This window comes from Flavobacterium sp. IB48, from assembly GCF_016405855.1.
In the GTDB taxonomy this organism is placed as follows: Bacteria; Bacteroidota; Bacteroidia; order Flavobacteriales; family Flavobacteriaceae; genus Flavobacterium; species Flavobacterium ginsengisoli.
The window spans coordinates 293,670-310,523 of sequence record NZ_JAEFCA010000001.1 but is presented as its reverse complement, the minus strand read 5'-3'; the positions used below and the strand labels follow the sequence as shown (position 1 = coordinate 310,523).

Sequence of the window (16,854 nt, the reverse complement as noted above, 5' to 3'; positions counted from 1 at the left end):
CTATTTCTTCTAATTAAACCATTTCAATACTTTTGTAGCTACTAAAATGAGATTCTTTCTAAATTTTAAAGTATGATCAGCGTTAACCCAAAAGAGATTCCAACGGCCAAATTGCAAGGCTATCTGCAGAGTTCAATCGGACCTAGACCTATTGCTTTTGCAAGCACAATTAGCGAAACTGGAGTTCCAAATTTATCTCCGTTTAGTTTCTTTAATGTGTTCAGTGCAAATCCTCCGATTTTGGTTTTTTCGCCCTCAAGACGTGTTCGCGATAATACAATTAAACACACTTTGATTAATGCCGAAGCGACTAAAGAAGTAGTAATAAATGTTGTAAATTACGATATCGTACAGCAAACTTCTTTAGCAAGCACAGAATACGGAGATGGCGTAAATGAATTTATCAAAGCAGGATTAACGCAAATTCCATCAGATTTAGTAAAGCCATATCGCGTAAAAGAATCTCCAGTTCAGTTTGAATGCAAGATTACGCAGATTATTCCGTTAGGAACAGAAGGTGGAGCGGGAAATTTGATTTTATGCGAAGTTGTTAAAATTCATATTGACGAATCGATTTTAGATGAAAACGGAGCAATAGACCAGCATAAAATTGACTTGGTTTCAAGACTTGGAAATAATTGGTATTCAAGATCAAATCAAGGACTTTTTGAAGTTGCAAAACCCTTAACAACACTAGGAGTAGGAGTAGATGCAATACCAAATTTTGTAAAAGAAAGCGATGTTTTTGATGGGAATGATTTAGGAAAATTAGGGAATATAGAAGCCTTGCCTACAACAGAAGAAGTTACTATATTTGTGAAAGCAAATTTTGCAGTCAAAGGAGTTTTAAGCTCAGACGATCAGAAAAAAGTGCACTTAGAAGCCAAAAAATATCTGGATAATGGCGATGTAGAATCGGCATGGAAAGTGCTTTTAGCGAAGAAATAAAAGAAATAGAAACAATAATTAAATAGACGAAGATGGAAGTTACAGGAAAAGTAAAAGTGGTTAACCCAGAGCAGCAAGTTAGTGCCTCATTCAAAAAAAGAGAGTTAGTTGTTACTACTGAGGAGCAGTATCCACAACATATTTTAATCGAATTTACACAAGATAAATGCGATTTGTTGAGTAGCTATAAACAAGGAGATGCAGTAAAAGTTTCTATCAATTTAAGAGGAAGAGAATGGGTTAACCCACAAGGAGAAACTAGATATTTCAATAGTATTCAAGGTTGGAGAATCGAAAGATTAGCTCCAGAAGGACCAGCGCAAGGAGCTCCAATGCCAGCTGCCGAAACTTTTGCACCAGCAACAAGTATAAACGAAGACGAACCAGACGATTTACCGTTCTAAGAGTTTAGAAATTACAATATTTTAAATTCCAAATTCCAATTCATTCACGTGAGTTTGGGATTTGGAATTTTGTTTTTGAATTAATACTTCTAAGTAGAATTTTATCATTGAAATTTAAATAATGTATTTCTTATTTGATAATTTATATTTTCCGCCCGTTTCAGAAGCCGATGAAGAAGGTATTCTGGCTGTTGGTGGTGATTTAAGTCCTGAGCGCTTAAAACTGGCATACAACAGAGGAATTTTTCCTTGGTTTAATGAAGGTGAGCCTATTCTTTGGTGGGCGCCAGATCCTCGTATGGTTTTGTTTTTAGACGAATTAGTTATTTCTAAAAGCATGCGGAATATTTTAAACAGAAAACAATTTACAGTTACCTTTAATGCCAACTTTAAAGAAGTAATTTCGAATTGCCAAAAAATACAACGTATTGGTCAGGACGGAACCTGGATTTCAGATGATATAGTAGAATCGTATTGCGAACTTAATCGGCAAGGAATTGCAAAATCGGTTGAGGTTTGGCAAGACGATGTTTTAGTTGGAGGTTTGTATGGCGTCGATTTGGGACATGTTTTTTGCGGAGAAAGTATGTTTTCTAAAGTATCAAATGCTTCAAAAGTGGCTTTTATATCCCTAGTAAAACATTTAGAAGAAGAAAATTATAAATTGCTTGATTGTCAAGTTTATAACCCGCATTTGGATAGTTTGGGTTGTCGCGAAATTGATCGAGAGGAATTTATGGCTATTTTAAAAAGTGAATAAAAATGAGTGCAGTCTATAGTGTAAAAGAAATTTATATTTATCCAATAAAAAGCTTGGCAGGCATTAGTCTAAAAAGTGCCAATGCTGAAGAAATGGGTTTTGAAAATGATCGAAGATGGATGCTGATTAATACAGAAAATGTTCACGTTACGCAAAGAGAATACCCAATAATGAGTCAGTTTTATCCTGAGATTTTGGGAGATAAAATTCAAATTACTTTTGAAGGAGAAACGCATGATTTTTCTATTAATGAACATTTAGAAAATGCAATAGAATCTCAAGTTTGGGACGATAAAAGTGAGGTTTTCGAAGTAAATAAAAACTCTTCAAAATGGTTTAGCGACAAACTAGGATTTGAGTGCAAATTGGTGAAAATCAATAATATTGGGGGTCGTAAACATGAAAGTTCCAGAACAAACGAAACCTATAATGTGAGTTTGGCTGATGGTTATCCTTATTTGCTAATTGGAACTGAAAGTCTTGATTTTTTAAATGAAAAATTAGAAGAAAAAATCACCATTAAAAGATTTCGTCCAAACATTGTTGTAAGTACGAAAAATGCTCATGAAGAAGATGATTTTAAGGATTTTAAAATTGGAGAAGTTCAGTTTAAAAACATAAAACCTTGCGGAAGATGTATTATGGTAAACAACGATCCGCAGAAAGGAATTGTAAAAAAAGAACCTCTAAAAACCTTGAGCAAATACAGAAATGTAGATAATTCAGTTTTATTCGGAACTAATCTTGTGAGTCTGAATTCAGGGATTATCAGTGTAGGCGATGAGGTCATTTTTTAGAAATTTAGCTTTGTAAAATTCCAATCGAGAGTATTAAAAAGTATCAATTCGTTATTTAAAGTTGGTAATTCTAGAATCAATTTCAATGTTTCGTGTGCCATCATATTGCCTATAAGTCCAGGCAATGTTCCTAAAACACCGTTTAAATTACAATTTGGAACATCTTTTGGATCTGGCATTTCTGGAAACAAATCGCGAAGATTTTTACTTCCGTTATGGTTGAAAACAGCAATTTGTCCTTCAAATTTTAAAATACTTCCATATACCAAAGGCTTTTTCAATTCGATGCAAGTATCATTGACTAAATAACGAGTTGAAAAATTATCAGACCCATCTACAACAATATCATATTGTTCAATTATTTTTGATGCATTTTCTGCTGTAATTTTTTCGTTAATTGCCACAGCTTCAATCAACGGATTTAATTTAGAAACCACTTCTTTTGCAACAATTGCTTTTTGTTGGCCAATCTCATTTTCAGTATATAAAATCTGTCTGTGGAGATTATGAATTTCAATAGTATCAAAATCCATAATTCCGATAAAACCAACTCCGGCAGTTGTAATATATTGTAAAATGGGACAGCCTAATCCACCTGCTCCAATTACTAAAACTCGTGCTTTTTTTAGTTTTTCCTGACCTTCGTCACCAATTTCAGGAAGAATAGTTTGTCTGTTATAACGAAGGAATTCTTGAATAATACTCATTTTTTAAGTCTTAAAGTTTTTAAAGTCGAAAGTCGAAAGTCAAAAGTCGAAAGTCAAAAGTCAAGAAAGTATTTATCTAAGTAAAAGACTTTATGACTTTCGGCTTTCCAACTTTATGACTAAATGATTTGTCCCAATCTTTCCAAACTGGTTCATAGCCTGCATTTTTTATGATTTTTGAAATTTCTTCGGCAGAACGTTCATCGCTAATTTCGAATTGTTCCAAAGATTGCGGATCAACTACATAGCCACCAGGATTTGTTTTAGAACCTGCGCTCATACTTGTAACTCCAATTGGAATAATGTTATTTCTAAATTTCTCATTTTCTCTCGTCGAAATCGAAATTTCTAAATCTTCATTCCATAATCTGTAGGCACAAATTAATTGTGTCAAATCTTTATCGTCCATAATGAAATTCGGTTCGATAATACCTTCAGCAGGTCGAAGACGCGGAAAAGAAACGGAATATTTAGTTTGCCAATATTTCTTCTGCAGATAATCTAAATGCAAAGCATTGAAAAAACTATCAGTTCGCCAATCTTCTAGACCTAATAAAACGCCCAAACCAATTTTATGAATTCCTGCAGTTCCAATTCGGTCGGGAGTTTCCAATCGATATTCGAAGTTAGATTTCTTGCCTTTGGTATGATATTTTTTGTAAACTTCCTGATGATATGTTTCCTGATAAACCAAAACCGAATAAACACCAGCTTCATGTAAACGCTCATAATCTTCTGTAGAAAGTGGCTGAACTTCAACAGAAATAATCGAAAAATCTTCTTTAATTAAGTTGATTGCATTTAGAAAATAATTGATGTTTACTGTATAATTCGCTTCGCCGGTAACCAATAAAACATGATCGAAACCAGCGTTTTTTAAAGCTTCGACTTCAAGTTTTATTTCAGCATCAGAAAGTGTTTTTCTTTTGATTTTATTGTCTAAACTAAATCCGCAATAGGTGCAAATGTTTTGGCATTCGTTACTCAAATAAAGTGGCGCATACATTTGAATCGTTTTTCCAAAGCGCTTTTTTGTGATTTCATGGCATTTTTGTGCCATTTGTTCTAAATAGTTTTGAGCAATAGGAGAAATTAAAATCAAAAAATCATCGAGATTGTATTTAGTTTTAGCCAAAGTTCTTTCGACATCTTTTGATGTGGTTTTATATATTCTGGATTGGATTTCATCCCAATTATATTGCTCGAAAATAGATTTGAAAGTATTCATGTGAATGTGTTTTTATTTCACGCAGATTTTGCAGATTTAAGCAGATTAAAAATTGATTTTTAATTTATCGATATGCGGTGTTCTTTATATTTTATTGGCAACTCTTTTAATATCATTTAAAATATTAAGCGTGTTAAAATTTACAAGTAAGCCTAATTTTTTATTAGCTAATCGAAGATAAGTTGCAATTTGTTTGTAATGTATTGGTGCTAATTCTTCAACAGATTTTAATTCAATTATTACTTTATTTTCGACTAGTAAATCCAGTCTAAAAGCTGCATCTAATATTATTTCTTCATAATTGATAATAACTTCTACTTGTTTTTTGACCTCTAGATTTAGTTTTTCTAATTCGTAAAACAAGGCACTCTCATAGACAGATTCGAATAGTCCTGGTCCTAAATTATTATATACTTTAAAAATTGCTCCTCGCACTAGATATGATATTTCATTTTCAGTCATTATTTTTGATTTTAATTAAAATTCAAAAATAAAGAATTTTCTTTCTTTTTTAGACGAATGGTTTTCGCGAAAATTTATAGATTAAGCAATAAATAAAATCAACTTTTAATCTGCTTAAATCTGCAAAATCTGCGTGAAACAAAATTTTTTATTCATAAAGAAAAGAAGTCAACGGACTAGAAGCCGAAGCATAACTCTGCTGATTGGCAACTTTAGCTTCAAAGGCTTTTCTACCTGCAATTACGGCTTCTTTAAAAGCTTCAGCCATTAATTTTGGATTTCCCGCAACGGCAATGGCGGTATTCACCAAAACGGCATCTGCACCAATTTCCATTGCTTTTGCAGCATCAGAAGGCGCTCCAATTCCTGCATCTACAATAACGGGAACAGTACTTTGCTCGATAATAATTTCTAGGAAATCGATCGTTTTTAAACCTTTATTACTTCCAATAGGTGAGCCTAAAGGCATGACAGCCGATGTCCCTACGCTTTCTAAATGTTTACACAAAACAGGATCGGCGTGAATGTACGGAAGTACAATAAAACCGAGTTTAGCCAATTCTTCTGTCGCTTTTAAAGTCTCAATCGGGTCGGGCATTAAATATTTTGGATCAGGATGAATTTCTAGTTTCACCCAATTAGTTTCTAAAGCTTCGCGAGCCAATTGTGCGGCAAAAACAGCTTCTTTGGCATTTCTTGCTCCTGAAGTGTTGGGTAATAAATTGATATTTGGATGTTTTAAATGTGATAAAATGGCATCTGTATCAGTTTCTAGATCAATGCGTTTTAAAGCAACCGTAACCAATTCGCTTTCCGAAGCTAAAATCGCCTGCTCCATTTCTTCATTCGAACCAAATTTTCCCGTTCCAAGAAACAAGCGAGATTTAAAGGCTTTATCTCCTATATTAAACAATGATGTTTGCATATAATTTTTCGTTTAGTTGTTGAATCAATTTTTCTTTTTCATCACTTTCGGTAATGATTCCAGAAATGGCAATTCCATGAATCCCAGTCTCCATTAACGGATTCACATCTCTTAATGTAATACCTCCGATAGCATAAACCGGAATTTCGAGTTTATCTTTTTTCAATTTTTGAAGAATATCAAAATAGCCCGATAATCCTAAAATCGGACTCAGTTTTTCTTTTGTATTCGTAAATCTAAAAGGGCCTAATCCAATATAATCACAACCATTTTTAACGTGATTTTCAATGTCTTCAAAAGTGTTTGCAGTACCTCCAATTACTTTTGAAGTGCCTAAAAAAGCCCTTGCTTCGTCGATTTTGGTATCGGTTAAGCCTAGATGAATACCGTCTGCGTCAATTTCTTTAGTAAGATGTAAATCGTCGTTTACAATAAAAGTGGCTGTGTACTTTTCGCATAAAGGTTTTACCGCTTCCGCTAAAGTGAAAGCATTTTTTTGTGTTTGGTTTTTAAAACGCATTTGCACCCAATTACATCCAGCGTCGAGTGCTTGATGAATATTATACAATTGTTTTTCGATAGTTTCGCCTTGCGAGATATATTGAAGTTTGCTATACATAATGATATCCGATTAAAGTTGATGTTGAACTCAAGTAATTTTCGATATAGATTTTAGCGCTTTCACAGGCTTCTTTTAATGTCTGATTTAAAGCTAAATTCGAAGCAATTGCAGAAGAAAGTACACAGCCTGAACCATGTTTTTTAAAGCATTTTTTTTCTGATGGAAGCAATTCTAATGCTTCCTTTTTTAGAAATAAAAAATCTGTTCCTAAGGCTTTTTCATTATGCCCACCTTTCAATAAAATGTTTGTTGAAAATCTATTTTCATTAGAAGGGAAATCTGGAAATAGAATCTCAGCTTCATGATAATTAGGCGTAATCAAATCGATTTTTGACAATATTTTATTTAAATCTAAACGATCTTCAATATTCATAAACTCAAATTTTGTGGTTGATTTTAAAACGGGATCCCAAACGATTTTTGTTGAAGAAGAAAGCATTTTTATAGTCGAAACAATTCGGTTTAAATCAGGTAAAGAAGACACAATTCCAATTTTCACAACGTTGATTTTATAATTTAAAAACAGCGTTTCGATAGAACGAATAACAAAACTCAAATCAGTCCACTGAATTTCATAAAATTGATTTTCAGTCTGAATTGTATTGGCTGTAGAAATCGCAAAACCAGTCACTTTATGTTGCTCAAATGTTTTGATATCGGCCAAAATTCCAGCTCCTCCAGAAGGATCTAAACCTGCGATTGTGAGTACGAAAGGGCGATTTTCTGACATAATTTAAATTGTTTTAACGGATTCTCATGGTTCCAAATACTTCCTAAAAGCGCAACATCATCAAAACCATTTTCAAGTGTTTTTTGAATGTTTTCAATATCAATTCCGCCTAAAGCAATCACTTTTGTTTTACTGTTTGTTTTTGATTTTAAAGCTTCAAATAGATCGATTTTTGGATGGTAATTTTCTTTAGATATACTTTTAAAAACAGGACTTAAGAATGCGTAATCAAAATCATTTTCTAACGAATTAAAATCTTCGACCGAATGTGTCGATGTTGATTTAGACCTACAAGGTTTTGAAAACCTTGCAGGATCATTAAGATTGCTTTTTCTCTCTTTCTCAGAAAAATGGAGTTTTTCAATACCAAAATCTTCTGCTAAATGATGATGATTGTGCAAAACCAGTTTATTTCTATATTCGGTTTTTATTTGGAGAATAAACTTCACCATTTCTAACTCAGAAAAATCAGGTTTCCGAATATGAAACAAAGACAATCCTTCTTCAAATAAAGATTGAACTATCTTCGTTTCATTTGCAACAACAAAAGGACTAGAAATTACAATCATATCTTTCTTCTTGTTTCTATTATCTTTCCACTTAAATATAAATCTCTTTCCCTTGTTCAATAAACTCTTCTGATTTCTCCTGCATTCCTTTTTCTGCCGCAGCGACATCTCTGATTTCTTGAGATATTTTCATAGAGCAGAATTTTGGCCCGCACATCGAACAAAAATGCGCCACTTTTGCGCCATCCGCAGGAAGTGTTTCGTCGTGGAATTCTCTCGCAGTATCTGGATCTAAGGCCAAATTAAATTGGTCTTCCCAACGAAATTCAAAACGGGCTTTGCTTAATGCGTTATCGCGATATTGTGCTCCGGGATGACCTTTTGCCAAATCGGCAGCATGAGCAGAAATTTTATAAGTAATCACGCCGTCTTTTACATCTTTTTTATTTGGTAAACCTAAATGTTCTTTTGGTGTTACATAACACAACATTGCACAGCCATACCAGCCAATCATTGCTGCCCCAATTGCCGAAGTAATATGATCGTAACCTGGCGCAATATCAGTAGTTAAAGGGCCTAAAGTGTAAAATGGCGCTTCATGACAATGTTCCAATTGTTTGTCCATGTTTTCTTTAATCATGTGCATTGGTACGTGTCCTGGGCCTTCAATAAAAACCTGAACATCATGTTTCCAAGCGATTTTTGTCAATTCGCCTAAAGTTTCTAGTTCCGCAAATTGAGCAGCATCATTCGCATCGGCAATGGAACCTGGACGTAAACCATCTCCAAGAGAAAAAGCAACATCATATTGTTTCATGATTTCGCAGATTTCTTCAAAATGTGTGTATAGGAAGTTTTCTTTATGATGAAATAAACACCATTTTGCCATTATTGATCCACCTCGCGAAACGATTCCTGTAACACGATTTGCTGTTAAATGAATGTAACGAAGCAAAACTCCAGCATGAATCGTGAAATAGGAAACACCTTGTTCTGCTTGTTCAATTAATGTATCGCGGAAAATTTCCCAAGTTAAATCTTCGGCGATTCCTTTTACTTTTTCCAGAGCTTGATAAATAGGAACAGTTCCAATTGGAACAGGAGAATTTCTAATAATCCATTCTCTGGTTTCATGAATATTTTTTCCTGTTGATAAATCCATAATCGTGTCAGCTCCCCAACGACAAGCCCAAACGGCTTTTTCAACTTCCTCTTCAATGCTCGAAGTCACAGCACTGTTTCCAATATTAGCATTGATTTTTACCAAGAAATTACGACCTACAATCATAGGTTCGCTTTCTGGATGATTGATGTTGTTTGGAATAATAGCTCTACCGCAAGCCACCTCAGAGCGAACGAATTCTGCAGTGATTTTGTTTTTTGGAGTGTTTGCACCAAAGCTATTTCCGCCATGCTGACATTGCATTGCTTTGGTTTGTTCGTTTAAAAGTTCTATTCGCTGATTTTCACGAATCGCGATATATTCCATTTCTGGAGTGATAATGCCTTGTTTGGCGTAATACAATTGTGTTACGTTTGCACCTTTTTTAGCTCGTTTTGGCTGATGTAAATATTCAAAACGAAGATGATTTAAACTTTCATCTTTCAATCGGCTTAAGCCATAATCTGAGGTTATTTCTTCTAGAATTTCAACATCATTTCGGTCTAGAATCCAACTTTCGCGTAAGCGTGGCAATCCTTTTCTAATATCAATTTCGATATTCGGATCTGTGTAAGCACCCGAAGTGTCGTAAACCGTTACTGGTGGGTTTTTCTCAATTCCGCCATTTGAAAGTTTGGTGTCGCTCAAAGTAATTTCACGCATTGCTACTTTTATAGGGTGAATTTCACCGTCGATATATACTTTTGTAGAATTCGGAAATGGGGTTCTGGATATTTGTTCTTCTTTCATTTTTGTTGATTTTGTTTCAGGTTTCAGGTTTAAAGTTGATTCTGATTGTGTTTATTTCGTAATGTTATTTGTAGAGACGCACTGCAGTGCGTTTATGTCCAGTATATAATTGGAATTTGTTTTTCTGAATTGGAATTTCAAAAATTAACCTCCTTGAGTTGCAGAAATAATTAAAATTTCGTCGGTTTCTTGTACGAAGAATTCGTTCCATTTGAGTTTTGGAACAACAGTATTGTTGACAGCAACAGCGATTCCGTTTTGTTTATGCGGAATTTCGAGATCGAGCAATGATTGAACGCTTAGCGATTCAGCATTGAATTTTTTAGTTTGTTGATTGATTTTTAGTTCCATTCCTTTTTGAGTTTAGTGTATAGATACACCTTAGGAATGGCTACAAGAACGCATAAAAATGCGCGCAGAAGTCATCTTACTTTTCCCTACGCTAGTATGAACTAGATCAGGTTCAGAGGGTAAAATCTCAGCCTACAATTTTGTAGACACCCCTAAAGTGTGAAGCAAATGTAATAAAATTTTGTTTGAAAGTTTCAAGTTTCAGATTTCAAGTTCAAAAAAAACTGAAAACTGCGACTGCGACTGAAAATTATTTTTTTCTCGTAAAGCAATCTTCCACATGATCATTGACCATTCCGGTGGCTTGCATGTGAGCATAAATAACGGTTGAACCCACAAATTTAAAGCCTCTTTTTTTTAAATCTTTGCTAATTTCATCTGAAAGTGGAGTAGTCGCGGGAGCATCTTTTGAATTTTTCAAATTGTTGACGATCGGTTTTCCGTTAGTATATTTCCAAATATAATCAGAGAAAGTTCCAAATTCTTCCTGGACTTTCATAAATGCTTGAGCGTTAGAAACGGCAGCTTTAATTTTTAATTTGTTTCGAATAATTCCAGTATTCTGCATTAACTCTTCGATTTTATCTTCAGAATAATTGGCCATTTTTTTATAATCGAAATAATCAAAAGCAGCTCTAAAATTTTCTCTTTTGTTTAAAATTGTAATCCAGCTCAAACCAGCTTGGAAAGTTTCCAAAATTAAAAATTCGAATAAAGTAGGGTCGTCATAAACGGGAACGCCCCATTCTTCGTCATGATATTTTTTATATAAATCGCTGGCAGAACACCAGCTGCATCTTATTGGTTCCATTTGATTTGATATTGTGCAATTTTATAAAAATTATTATCTGCCAATTTGCCAACTATATCCTTTTACACTCGGAATGTAAGCAGAACGTCCAACAATTACCAAATTAGTATAAATTTTTCTATTGTATTTAATGCCAATTGCATTTCCAGAAGTATACATTTTATTGGCTTTAAAAACCACTTTCATTTTGCCATCTTCAAGTTCGGCATCAGAAACTCTTTCAACAAGCCAAGTAGATTGCCATTTTACCGCCAATTCATTTTCAGCTGTTTTGGTTACACTTTTTACTAGTTTGACAGCTTCTTCAGGAATTTCAAAATGCTCTGTTAGCTGTTTTTGAGTTATAGTCTGGCCCATTTTGCATTTGGCTAAGATTTTGCGAACATTAACAAAATTTAATAATTCCTCATTGGCTTCTTTTTTTATAGAAACTGGCGGATTCACAAGATTATTTTCGGTTTGAGAACTTACCGTTTTAATTTCTATCGGATTTTTGATTGCAAAAGGATTTTTTTGGACAATAGTTTTTTTTGAGTCAAATTCTTTTGGTGCAGTAATACTTTTTGGAGCAACTTTAGGACTCACTTTCGTGCCAACTGGTTTCAATTTATTGACAGCTTGAATGACTTTTTTAGGTTGTTTTTTTTCGCCATTTCCACAGCTTAAAAATAGATAGGTAACAGAGAATAAAATAAGTAGATAATTTTTTTTCATGACCTAAATGTTTTTTTTATTTTTTATGTGCAGGGTCTCCATCTAGATATTTTTTAATTAGATGGTGGCCTAGATAAATTGCAGGCGTTAGTAAAATAGCTATTGCAAGTTTAAAAGTATAACCTATTAATCCGGAAGATATAAAGGTGTCAAAATCGATCTTTCCGGGAAGCCAAAAAGCAATCCCTAATACAATAAACGAATCAAATAATTGCGAAATTACGGTAGAGCCTGTTGCTCGGAGCCATATTTTCTTTTCGCCAGTTCTATTTTTGAAAAACCAAAATATCCAAACGTCAATGAGCTGAGAAGCCATAAAAGCAATTAAACTTCCAACAATAATCCACATACTCTGTCCAAATACTGCCTGAAACTGATCATCATTTACAGGACTGATTCCTTTTGCGGCTGGAATAGTGATTGCCATAAAAAGTATCAAGAAAGCGTAAGCGATTAAGCAAGCAGTTATGAACGAAAGTTTTTTTACGCCTTTTTCTCCAAAATAATCATTAATCAAATCGGTAGTTAGAAATACAACTGGCCAAGGCAAGATTCCGATACTCATAACAAAGGGGCCAATTTGAATTAGCTTTCCTCCAATTAACTCAGCCACAACGGCATTGGTTATAAATATTCCTGCTAAAATTACAAAAACAATTTCTCTTCTGGTCTTAAACATTTGATTTTTGATATTGATATTTCAAAAATAAACTATTTCTTTTAAATCTTTGAAACCTATTTTTATAATCCTTTAAAATATGAAGTTTGCTTCCGATTGACTAATTTTGAGATACTGTTGCATTTTTTATGAGTTAGATTTTGCACAGAATTAATTAATGTATTTGTTTATGAAAACACCAGAAGAATTAGATAATTCGTTGTTAAGAGATTGGTCAGGGCCTTATGGAGGCGTTCCAGATTTTACAGCTTATAAAGTTTCGGATTTTAGGCCAGCAATAGAATTTGCTATAAAAGAAAAGTTAGAAGAAATTGATGCCATCACAAATAATCCAGAGAAGCCAACATTTGAAAATACAATCAAGGCTTTAGAACTTTCTGGTGATAAATTAGATCGAATTCATGCAGTTTACGGCATTTATAGATCTAATCTGAGTACTCCTGAATTTAATATTGTTGACACTGAAATGTCGCCGAAATTGGCTGAGATTAGTGATAGATTGTATCAAAATGAGAAATTGTTTTCTAGAATTGAAGCCCTATACAAATCGGATGAAAAACAGAATTTAACTAAAGAACAGCAGCGTTTACTTTGGTTATATTATACCGATTTTGTTAGAGAAGGAGCAGAGTTGAACGAACAAGACAAAGATAAAGTTGCTAAAATAAATCAGGAATTGGCAGGACTTTTTACTGCTTTTAGTCAAAAATTACTAGCAGAAGAAAATGATCAGTATATAGAATTAAAAACAGAACTTGATTTTGATGGTTTGCCTGAAGAAGTTAAAAATGCCGCTATTGCTGAAGCTAAAGAAAGAAATCTAAATGTTTTAGGATGCATTGGAAATACAAGATCTTCAATCGAACCGTTTCTTACGTTTTCCAACAAAAGAAGTTTGAGAGAACAAGCTTTTGATGTTTTTGTAAAGAGAGGCGATAATAAAAACGAAAATGACACCAATGAAATACTTGTTTCTATTTTGAAATTGAGGGCTGAAAAAGCTAAGATTTTAGGTTTTGCTAATTTTGCTGAATGGAGTTTGTCTAATAAAATGGCCAAAGATCCGCAGAAGACACTCGATTTAATGAATTCGGTATGGAAACCCGCTGTAGACAAAGTAAAAAATGATGTTTCTGCGATGCAGGAAATGGTAGATAATGATGGGGATAATTTTAAAATTCAGCCTTGGGATTATCGCTATTATGCTGAGAAAGTACGAAAAGCTAAATATGATCTAGATCAGAATGAAATTAAGCAATATTTGCAGTTAGAAAATTTGCGAGAAGGAATGTTTTGGACTGCGGGCGAATTATTCGATTTAGGTTTCAAGCAATTATTTGATGTCCCCGTTTATCATTCTGATGTTCGTGTTTGGGAAGTGAATAATAAAAATACTAGAGAACCAATTGGATTATGGTATTTTGACCCGTATGCGCGAGTTGGTAAGCGTTCAGGCGCATGGATGAATTCGCATAGAGATCAGCAGAAGATAAAAGGAAATGTGCTTCCTATTGTGTCAAATAATTGCAATTTTATTAAAGGAAATAGTGATGAACCTGTTTTAATTTCATGGGATGATGCAACAACTTTGTTTCATGAATTTGGGCATGCTTTACATGGGCTGTGTTCAAATGTCACTTATCCAAGTCTTTCGGGAACTTCGGTTGCAAGAGATTATGTAGAGTTTCCGTCGCAGTTATTAGAACATTGGTTGGCAACTCCAGAGGTTTTAAACAAGTTCGCGCTTCATTATAAAACAAACGAGCCTTTGTCTCAATCGCTGGTAGAGAGAATCGGAAAAGCTGCTAATTTTAATGAAGGTTTTGCAACAGTAGAAACGATTTCAAGTTCATTTGTCGATATGAAATTGCATTTGACAACCGAAATAATTGATCCGCATGCGTTTGAAAAGAAAGTTTTGAATGAAATTAATATGCCGTCAGAAATTGTAATGAGGCACAGAATTCCGCAGTTTGCTCATATTTTTTCGAGCGATGGGTATGCAGCGGGATATTACAGTTATTTATGGGCAGATGTAATAAATGCAGATGCTTATGAAGCTTTTTTAGAAGCTGGAGGGCCATTTGATAAGAAGATTTCTGAACGTCTTTATAAAACAGTTTTGAGTGTTGGAAATACGATTGATAATGAAGAAATGTACAAGAATTTCAGAGGACATGCTCCACAATCAGATGCGTTGATGCGAGCTAGAAACTTTCCAATTGAAAGCTAAAATGAAATAAAAAAGCCCGAATAACTAAATATTCGGGCTTTTTAATATTGAAAAAATAATATATTAACCTAAAGTAACTCTTTTGAAACCTGTAATTTCAACATTGAATCCTTTAACGTAATCACCTACTTTTTTACTGTCATCTTTGATGAAGTTTTGATCTAATAAAGCTTTCTCTTGATCTAAAGTAGTGTTATCAGAAATGAAACGTTGAACTTTTCCTGGAAGAATTTTATCCCAGATTTGCTCTGGTTTTCCTTCAGCTTTTAATTCAGCTTTTGCATCTTCTTCAGCTTGTTTGATAACTTCAGGAGTTAATTGAGAGAAAGAGATGTATTTAGGAACATTTTTCAAAGTTTTTCCTAAACGAGCAGCCTCTTCATTGTCTTTTTCGATTACAGCAATACGAGCAGCAAGTTCAGATTCAACGAAAGCAGGATCAAAATCTTTGTAAGATAACGTATCAGCTCCCATAGAAGCAACTTGCATAGAAACGTCTTTTGTTAAAGTCTCAGCATTAGCGATCGGAGCAGAAATTGCAGTTAAAGCAGCGATTTTGTTAACGTGAACATAAGATCCAACGAAAGCACCTTCTAAAATTTCGAAACCACCGATTTCGATTTTCTCACCAATAACTCCAGTTTGCTCGATTAATTTTTCAGCAACAGTGATTCCGTTGAAATCAGAAGCTAAAAATTCTTCTTTAGAAGAGAAGTTGATAGCTCTTTCAACTAAATCTTTAGCTAAAGTAACGAAAGCCTCATTTTTACCTACGAAGTCAGTTTCGCAGTTTAAAGTAAGGATAGCTCCTTTAGTGTTGTCAGCATTGATAAAAGAAACAGCAGCTCCTTCAGAAGACTCACGGTCAGAACGGTTAGCAGCAACTTTTTGTCCTTTTTCTCTAAGGATTTGTATAGCTTTATCGAAATCTCCATCAGCTTCAACTAAAGCTTTTTTACAGTCCATCATTCCGGCACCTGTAGATTGTCTTAATTTATTTACGTCTGCAGCAGTAATTGTTGCCATAATATTTTGAATTTTAATGTTAAAAGTAAAAATTCCATCTTCTAAATCCCAAACTCCAATTTTATTAAATTATCAACATAACGTTTTTAATTTTGTATTTGGAATTTGGAATTTAAAATTTGGAATTTAAAATTTGATTTATTCTTCAGTTTCAGTTGCAGGAGCAGCTTCAGCCTCAGCAGCAGGAGCTTCTTCAGCAGCTTCAACTTCTTTCTCAGCACCTCTGTCTGAAAGACCTTCGATTACTGCAGTAGTCACTAAAGATAAAATTTTGTCAATTGATTTAGAAGCATCATCATTTGCAGGAATTACGTAATCAACCTCTCTTGGGTCAGAATTCGTATCAACCATTGCGAAAACTGGAATGTTTAATTTTTGAGCTTCTTTTATTGCGATGTGTTCAGCTTTGATATCTACTACGAACAATGCTGCAGGCAGTCTAGACATATCAGCAATTGAACCTAAGTTTTTCTCCAATTTAGCACGTAGACGATCAACTTGCAAACGCTCTTTTTTAGATAGAGTGTTGAATGTACCATCTTTCTTCATTTTATCGATAGAAGACATTTTTTTAACTGCCTTTCTGATAGTTACGAAGTTAGTTAACATTCCACCTGGCCATCTTTCAGTGATGTAAGGCATGTTTGCAGCTTTTGCTTTATCAGCAACGATGTCTTTAGCTTGTTTTTTGGTAGCTACGAATAAGATTTTTCTACCTGATGCAGCGATTTTTTTCAAAGCTTCGTTAGCTTCTTCAATTTTAGCTGCAGTTTTATATAGATTGATAATGTGAATACCATTACGCTCCATATAAATGTAAGGAGCCATATTTGGATCCCATTTTCTAGTCATGTGTCCGAAGTGAACACCTGCTTCTAGTAATTCTTTTACTTCTATTTTGTTTGCCATTTTTGTACTAGTTTACGTTCTGTTGATTAGCAATGTATAAATGGCGATTTCTCTGGCTTTATACATTTAGATGCTAAACTATATCCTACCTCGATAGGAGAGCAACAATAACTGTGTTTTTTAATTT

General features: G+C 34.0%; 19 protein-coding genes and 1 riboswitch. Of the genes, 5 read left to right on the top strand and 14 right to left on the bottom strand.

Features of this window, described 5'->3' with window-relative positions; genetic code table 11:
- Nucleotides 1–72 precede the first annotated feature (72 nt).
- The 4 genes from JC605_RS01425 (at nucleotide 73) to JC605_RS01410 (ending at nucleotide 2,909) form a co-directional block, all read left to right on the top strand.
- Entirely contained in the window at nucleotides 73–948 is an 876-nt protein-coding gene (locus JC605_RS01425; protein WP_198854541.1) for a flavin reductase family protein, read from the top strand.
- 32 nt (nucleotides 949–980) lie between these two features.
- On the top strand, nucleotides 981–1,352 hold the full coding sequence (locus JC605_RS01420) for a DUF3127 domain-containing protein (RefSeq protein ID WP_095927972.1): 372 nt from the start codon (nucleotides 981–983) through the stop codon (nucleotides 1,350–1,352).
- A gap of 121 nt (nucleotides 1,353–1,473) precedes the next feature.
- Nucleotides 1,474–2,112 (top strand): leucyl/phenylalanyl-tRNA--protein transferase, encoded by a 639-nt coding sequence (aat, locus tag JC605_RS01415; RefSeq protein WP_198854540.1) that lies wholly within the window; start codon nucleotides 1,474–1,476, stop codon nucleotides 2,110–2,112.
- A gap of 2 nt (nucleotides 2,113–2,114) precedes the next feature.
- A complete protein-coding gene (locus JC605_RS01410) occupies nucleotides 2,115–2,909 on the top strand; it encodes an MOSC domain-containing protein (protein WP_198854539.1) in 795 nt (264 codons plus the stop codon).
- Here JC605_RS01410 and JC605_RS01405 read toward each other — a convergent pair.
- The 12 genes from JC605_RS01405 to JC605_RS01350 all read right to left on the bottom strand — a co-directional run bounded on the left by JC605_RS01405 (nucleotide 2,906) and on the right by JC605_RS01350 (nucleotide 12,559).
- The gene (locus tag JC605_RS01405) at nucleotides 2,906–3,616 is read right to left on the bottom strand and encodes a HesA/MoeB/ThiF family protein (RefSeq protein WP_198854538.1); all 711 of its coding nucleotides are present in this window, start codon (nucleotides 3,614–3,616) and stop codon (nucleotides 2,906–2,908) included. The genes JC605_RS01410 and JC605_RS01405 overlap by 4 nt on opposite strands.
- A 76-nt stretch (nucleotides 3,617–3,692) precedes the next feature.
- Nucleotides 3,693–4,844, bottom strand: coding sequence for a 2-iminoacetate synthase ThiH (thiH, locus tag JC605_RS01400; RefSeq protein ID WP_198854537.1), 1,152 nt, complete (start codon nucleotides 4,842–4,844; stop codon nucleotides 3,693–3,695).
- Between the two features lie 84 nt (nucleotides 4,845–4,928).
- Nucleotides 4,929–5,306, bottom strand: a complete 378-nt coding sequence (locus tag JC605_RS01395; protein WP_198854536.1) for a GxxExxY protein — start codon at nucleotides 5,304–5,306, stop codon at nucleotides 4,929–4,931.
- Nucleotides 5,307–5,454: 148 nt separating this feature from the next.
- A complete protein-coding gene (locus tag JC605_RS01390) occupies nucleotides 5,455–6,231 on the bottom strand; it encodes a thiazole synthase (RefSeq protein WP_278019593.1) in 777 nt (258 codons plus the stop codon).
- Nucleotides 6,212–6,850 (bottom strand): thiamine phosphate synthase, encoded by a 639-nt coding sequence (locus JC605_RS01385; RefSeq protein WP_198854535.1) that lies wholly within the window; start codon nucleotides 6,848–6,850, stop codon nucleotides 6,212–6,214. Before JC605_RS01385 ends, JC605_RS01390 begins: the two co-directional genes overlap by 20 nt.
- Complete coding sequence (locus JC605_RS01380) at nucleotides 6,843–7,583, bottom strand: hydroxymethylpyrimidine/phosphomethylpyrimidine kinase (protein WP_198854534.1); 741 nt, start codon at nucleotides 7,581–7,583, stop codon at nucleotides 6,843–6,845. The genes JC605_RS01385 and JC605_RS01380 overlap by 8 nt, the downstream gene beginning before the upstream one ends.
- Nucleotides 7,541–8,152 (bottom strand): thiamine phosphate synthase, encoded by a 612-nt coding sequence (locus tag JC605_RS01375; protein ID WP_198854533.1) that lies wholly within the window; start codon nucleotides 8,150–8,152, stop codon nucleotides 7,541–7,543. The genes JC605_RS01380 and JC605_RS01375 overlap by 43 nt, the downstream gene beginning before the upstream one ends.
- A 31-nt stretch (nucleotides 8,153–8,183) precedes the next feature.
- Nucleotides 8,184–10,004 (bottom strand): phosphomethylpyrimidine synthase ThiC, encoded by a 1,821-nt coding sequence (gene thiC, locus JC605_RS01370; protein WP_198854532.1) that lies wholly within the window; start codon nucleotides 10,002–10,004, stop codon nucleotides 8,184–8,186.
- Nucleotides 10,005–10,148: 144 nt separating this feature from the next.
- On the bottom strand, nucleotides 10,149–10,355 hold the full coding sequence (gene thiS, locus JC605_RS01365) for a sulfur carrier protein ThiS (RefSeq protein ID WP_111426250.1): 207 nt from the start codon (nucleotides 10,353–10,355) through the stop codon (nucleotides 10,149–10,151).
- Nucleotides 10,356–10,421: 66 nt separating this feature from the next.
- Nucleotides 10,422–10,519: riboswitch (TPP riboswitch) on the bottom strand.
- An 86-nt stretch (nucleotides 10,520–10,605) separates the two neighbouring features.
- Nucleotides 10,606–11,166 carry a DNA-3-methyladenine glycosylase I gene (locus tag JC605_RS01360; protein WP_198854531.1) on the bottom strand — a complete coding sequence of 187 codons (561 nt, stop codon included), beginning with the start codon at nucleotides 11,164–11,166 and terminating at the stop codon, nucleotides 10,606–10,608.
- A 33-nt stretch (nucleotides 11,167–11,199) separates the two neighbouring features.
- Nucleotides 11,200–11,880 (bottom strand): hypothetical protein, encoded by a 681-nt coding sequence (locus JC605_RS01355; RefSeq protein WP_198854530.1) that lies wholly within the window; start codon nucleotides 11,878–11,880, stop codon nucleotides 11,200–11,202.
- A 16-nt stretch (nucleotides 11,881–11,896) separates the two neighbouring features.
- The gene (locus JC605_RS01350) at nucleotides 11,897–12,559 is read right to left on the bottom strand and encodes a queuosine precursor transporter (RefSeq protein ID WP_198854529.1); all 663 of its coding nucleotides are present in this window, start codon (nucleotides 12,557–12,559) and stop codon (nucleotides 11,897–11,899) included.
- Nucleotides 12,560–12,728: 169 nt separating this feature from the next.
- Here JC605_RS01350 and JC605_RS01345 point away from each other — a divergent pair, with 169 nt between their 5' ends.
- On the top strand, nucleotides 12,729–14,792 hold the full coding sequence (locus JC605_RS01345) for a M3 family metallopeptidase (RefSeq protein ID WP_198854528.1): 2,064 nt from the start codon (nucleotides 12,729–12,731) through the stop codon (nucleotides 14,790–14,792).
- A 63-nt stretch (nucleotides 14,793–14,855) separates the two neighbouring features.
- Here the strand turns inward: JC605_RS01345 and tsf are convergent, their stop codons facing one another.
- Together tsf and rpsB are read right to left on the bottom strand one after the other, a co-directional pair.
- On the bottom strand, nucleotides 14,856–15,818 hold the full coding sequence (gene tsf, locus JC605_RS01340; RefSeq protein WP_198854527.1) for a translation elongation factor Ts: 963 nt from the start codon (nucleotides 15,816–15,818) through the stop codon (nucleotides 14,856–14,858).
- Nucleotides 15,819–15,956: 138 nt separating this feature from the next.
- Nucleotides 15,957–16,727 (bottom strand): 30S ribosomal protein S2, encoded by a 771-nt coding sequence (gene rpsB / locus JC605_RS01335; RefSeq protein WP_198854526.1) that lies wholly within the window; start codon nucleotides 16,725–16,727, stop codon nucleotides 15,957–15,959.
- Nucleotides 16,728–16,854: the final 127 nt, after the last annotated feature.

Excerpts from the sequence above, each read along its gene's own strand:
- JC605_RS01425 (WP_198854541.1), top strand. The coding sequence starts at position 73 with ATGATCAGCGTTAACCCAAAAGAGATTCCAACGGCCAAATTGCAAGGC.
- JC605_RS01420 (WP_095927972.1), top strand. The coding sequence starts at position 981 with ATGGAAGTTACAGGAAAAGTAAAAGTGGTTAACCCAGAGCAGCAAGTT.
- aat (WP_198854540.1), top strand. The coding sequence starts at position 1,474 with ATGTATTTCTTATTTGATAATTTATATTTTCCGCCCGTTTCAGAAGCC.
- JC605_RS01410 (WP_198854539.1), top strand. The coding sequence starts at position 2,115 with ATGAGTGCAGTCTATAGTGTAAAAGAAATTTATATTTATCCAATAAAA.
- JC605_RS01405 (WP_198854538.1), bottom strand. The coding sequence starts at position 3,616 with ATGAGTATTATTCAAGAATTCCTTCGTTATAACAGACAAACTATTCTT.
- thiH (WP_198854537.1), bottom strand. The coding sequence starts at position 4,844 with ATGAATACTTTCAAATCTATTTTCGAGCAATATAATTGGGATGAAATC.
- JC605_RS01395 (WP_198854536.1), bottom strand. The coding sequence starts at position 5,306 with ATGACTGAAAATGAAATATCATATCTAGTGCGAGGAGCAATTTTTAAA.
- JC605_RS01390 (WP_278019593.1), bottom strand. The coding sequence starts at position 6,231 with ATGCAAACATCATTGTTTAATATAGGAGATAAAGCCTTTAAATCTCGC.
- JC605_RS01385 (WP_198854535.1), bottom strand. The coding sequence starts at position 6,850 with ATGTATAGCAAACTTCAATATATCTCGCAAGGCGAAACTATCGAAAAA.
- JC605_RS01380 (WP_198854534.1), bottom strand. The coding sequence starts at position 7,583 with ATGTCAGAAAATCGCCCTTTCGTACTCACAATCGCAGGTTTAGATCCT.
- JC605_RS01375 (WP_198854533.1), bottom strand. The coding sequence starts at position 8,152 with ATGATTGTAATTTCTAGTCCTTTTGTTGTTGCAAATGAAACGAAGATA.
- thiC (WP_198854532.1), bottom strand. The coding sequence starts at position 10,004 with ATGAAAGAAGAACAAATATCCAGAACCCCATTTCCGAATTCTACAAAA.
- thiS (WP_111426250.1), bottom strand. The coding sequence starts at position 10,355 with ATGGAACTAAAAATCAATCAACAAACTAAAAAATTCAATGCTGAATCG.
- JC605_RS01360 (WP_198854531.1), bottom strand. The coding sequence starts at position 11,166 with ATGGAACCAATAAGATGCAGCTGGTGTTCTGCCAGCGATTTATATAAA.
- JC605_RS01355 (WP_198854530.1), bottom strand. The coding sequence starts at position 11,880 with ATGAAAAAAAATTATCTACTTATTTTATTCTCTGTTACCTATCTATTT.
- JC605_RS01350 (WP_198854529.1), bottom strand. The coding sequence starts at position 12,559 with ATGTTTAAGACCAGAAGAGAAATTGTTTTTGTAATTTTAGCAGGAATA.
- JC605_RS01345 (WP_198854528.1), top strand. The coding sequence starts at position 12,729 with ATGAAAACACCAGAAGAATTAGATAATTCGTTGTTAAGAGATTGGTCA.
- tsf (WP_198854527.1), bottom strand. The coding sequence starts at position 15,818 with ATGGCAACAATTACTGCTGCAGACGTAAATAAATTAAGACAATCTACA.
- rpsB (WP_198854526.1), bottom strand. The coding sequence starts at position 16,727 with ATGGCAAACAAAATAGAAGTAAAAGAATTACTAGAAGCAGGTGTTCAC.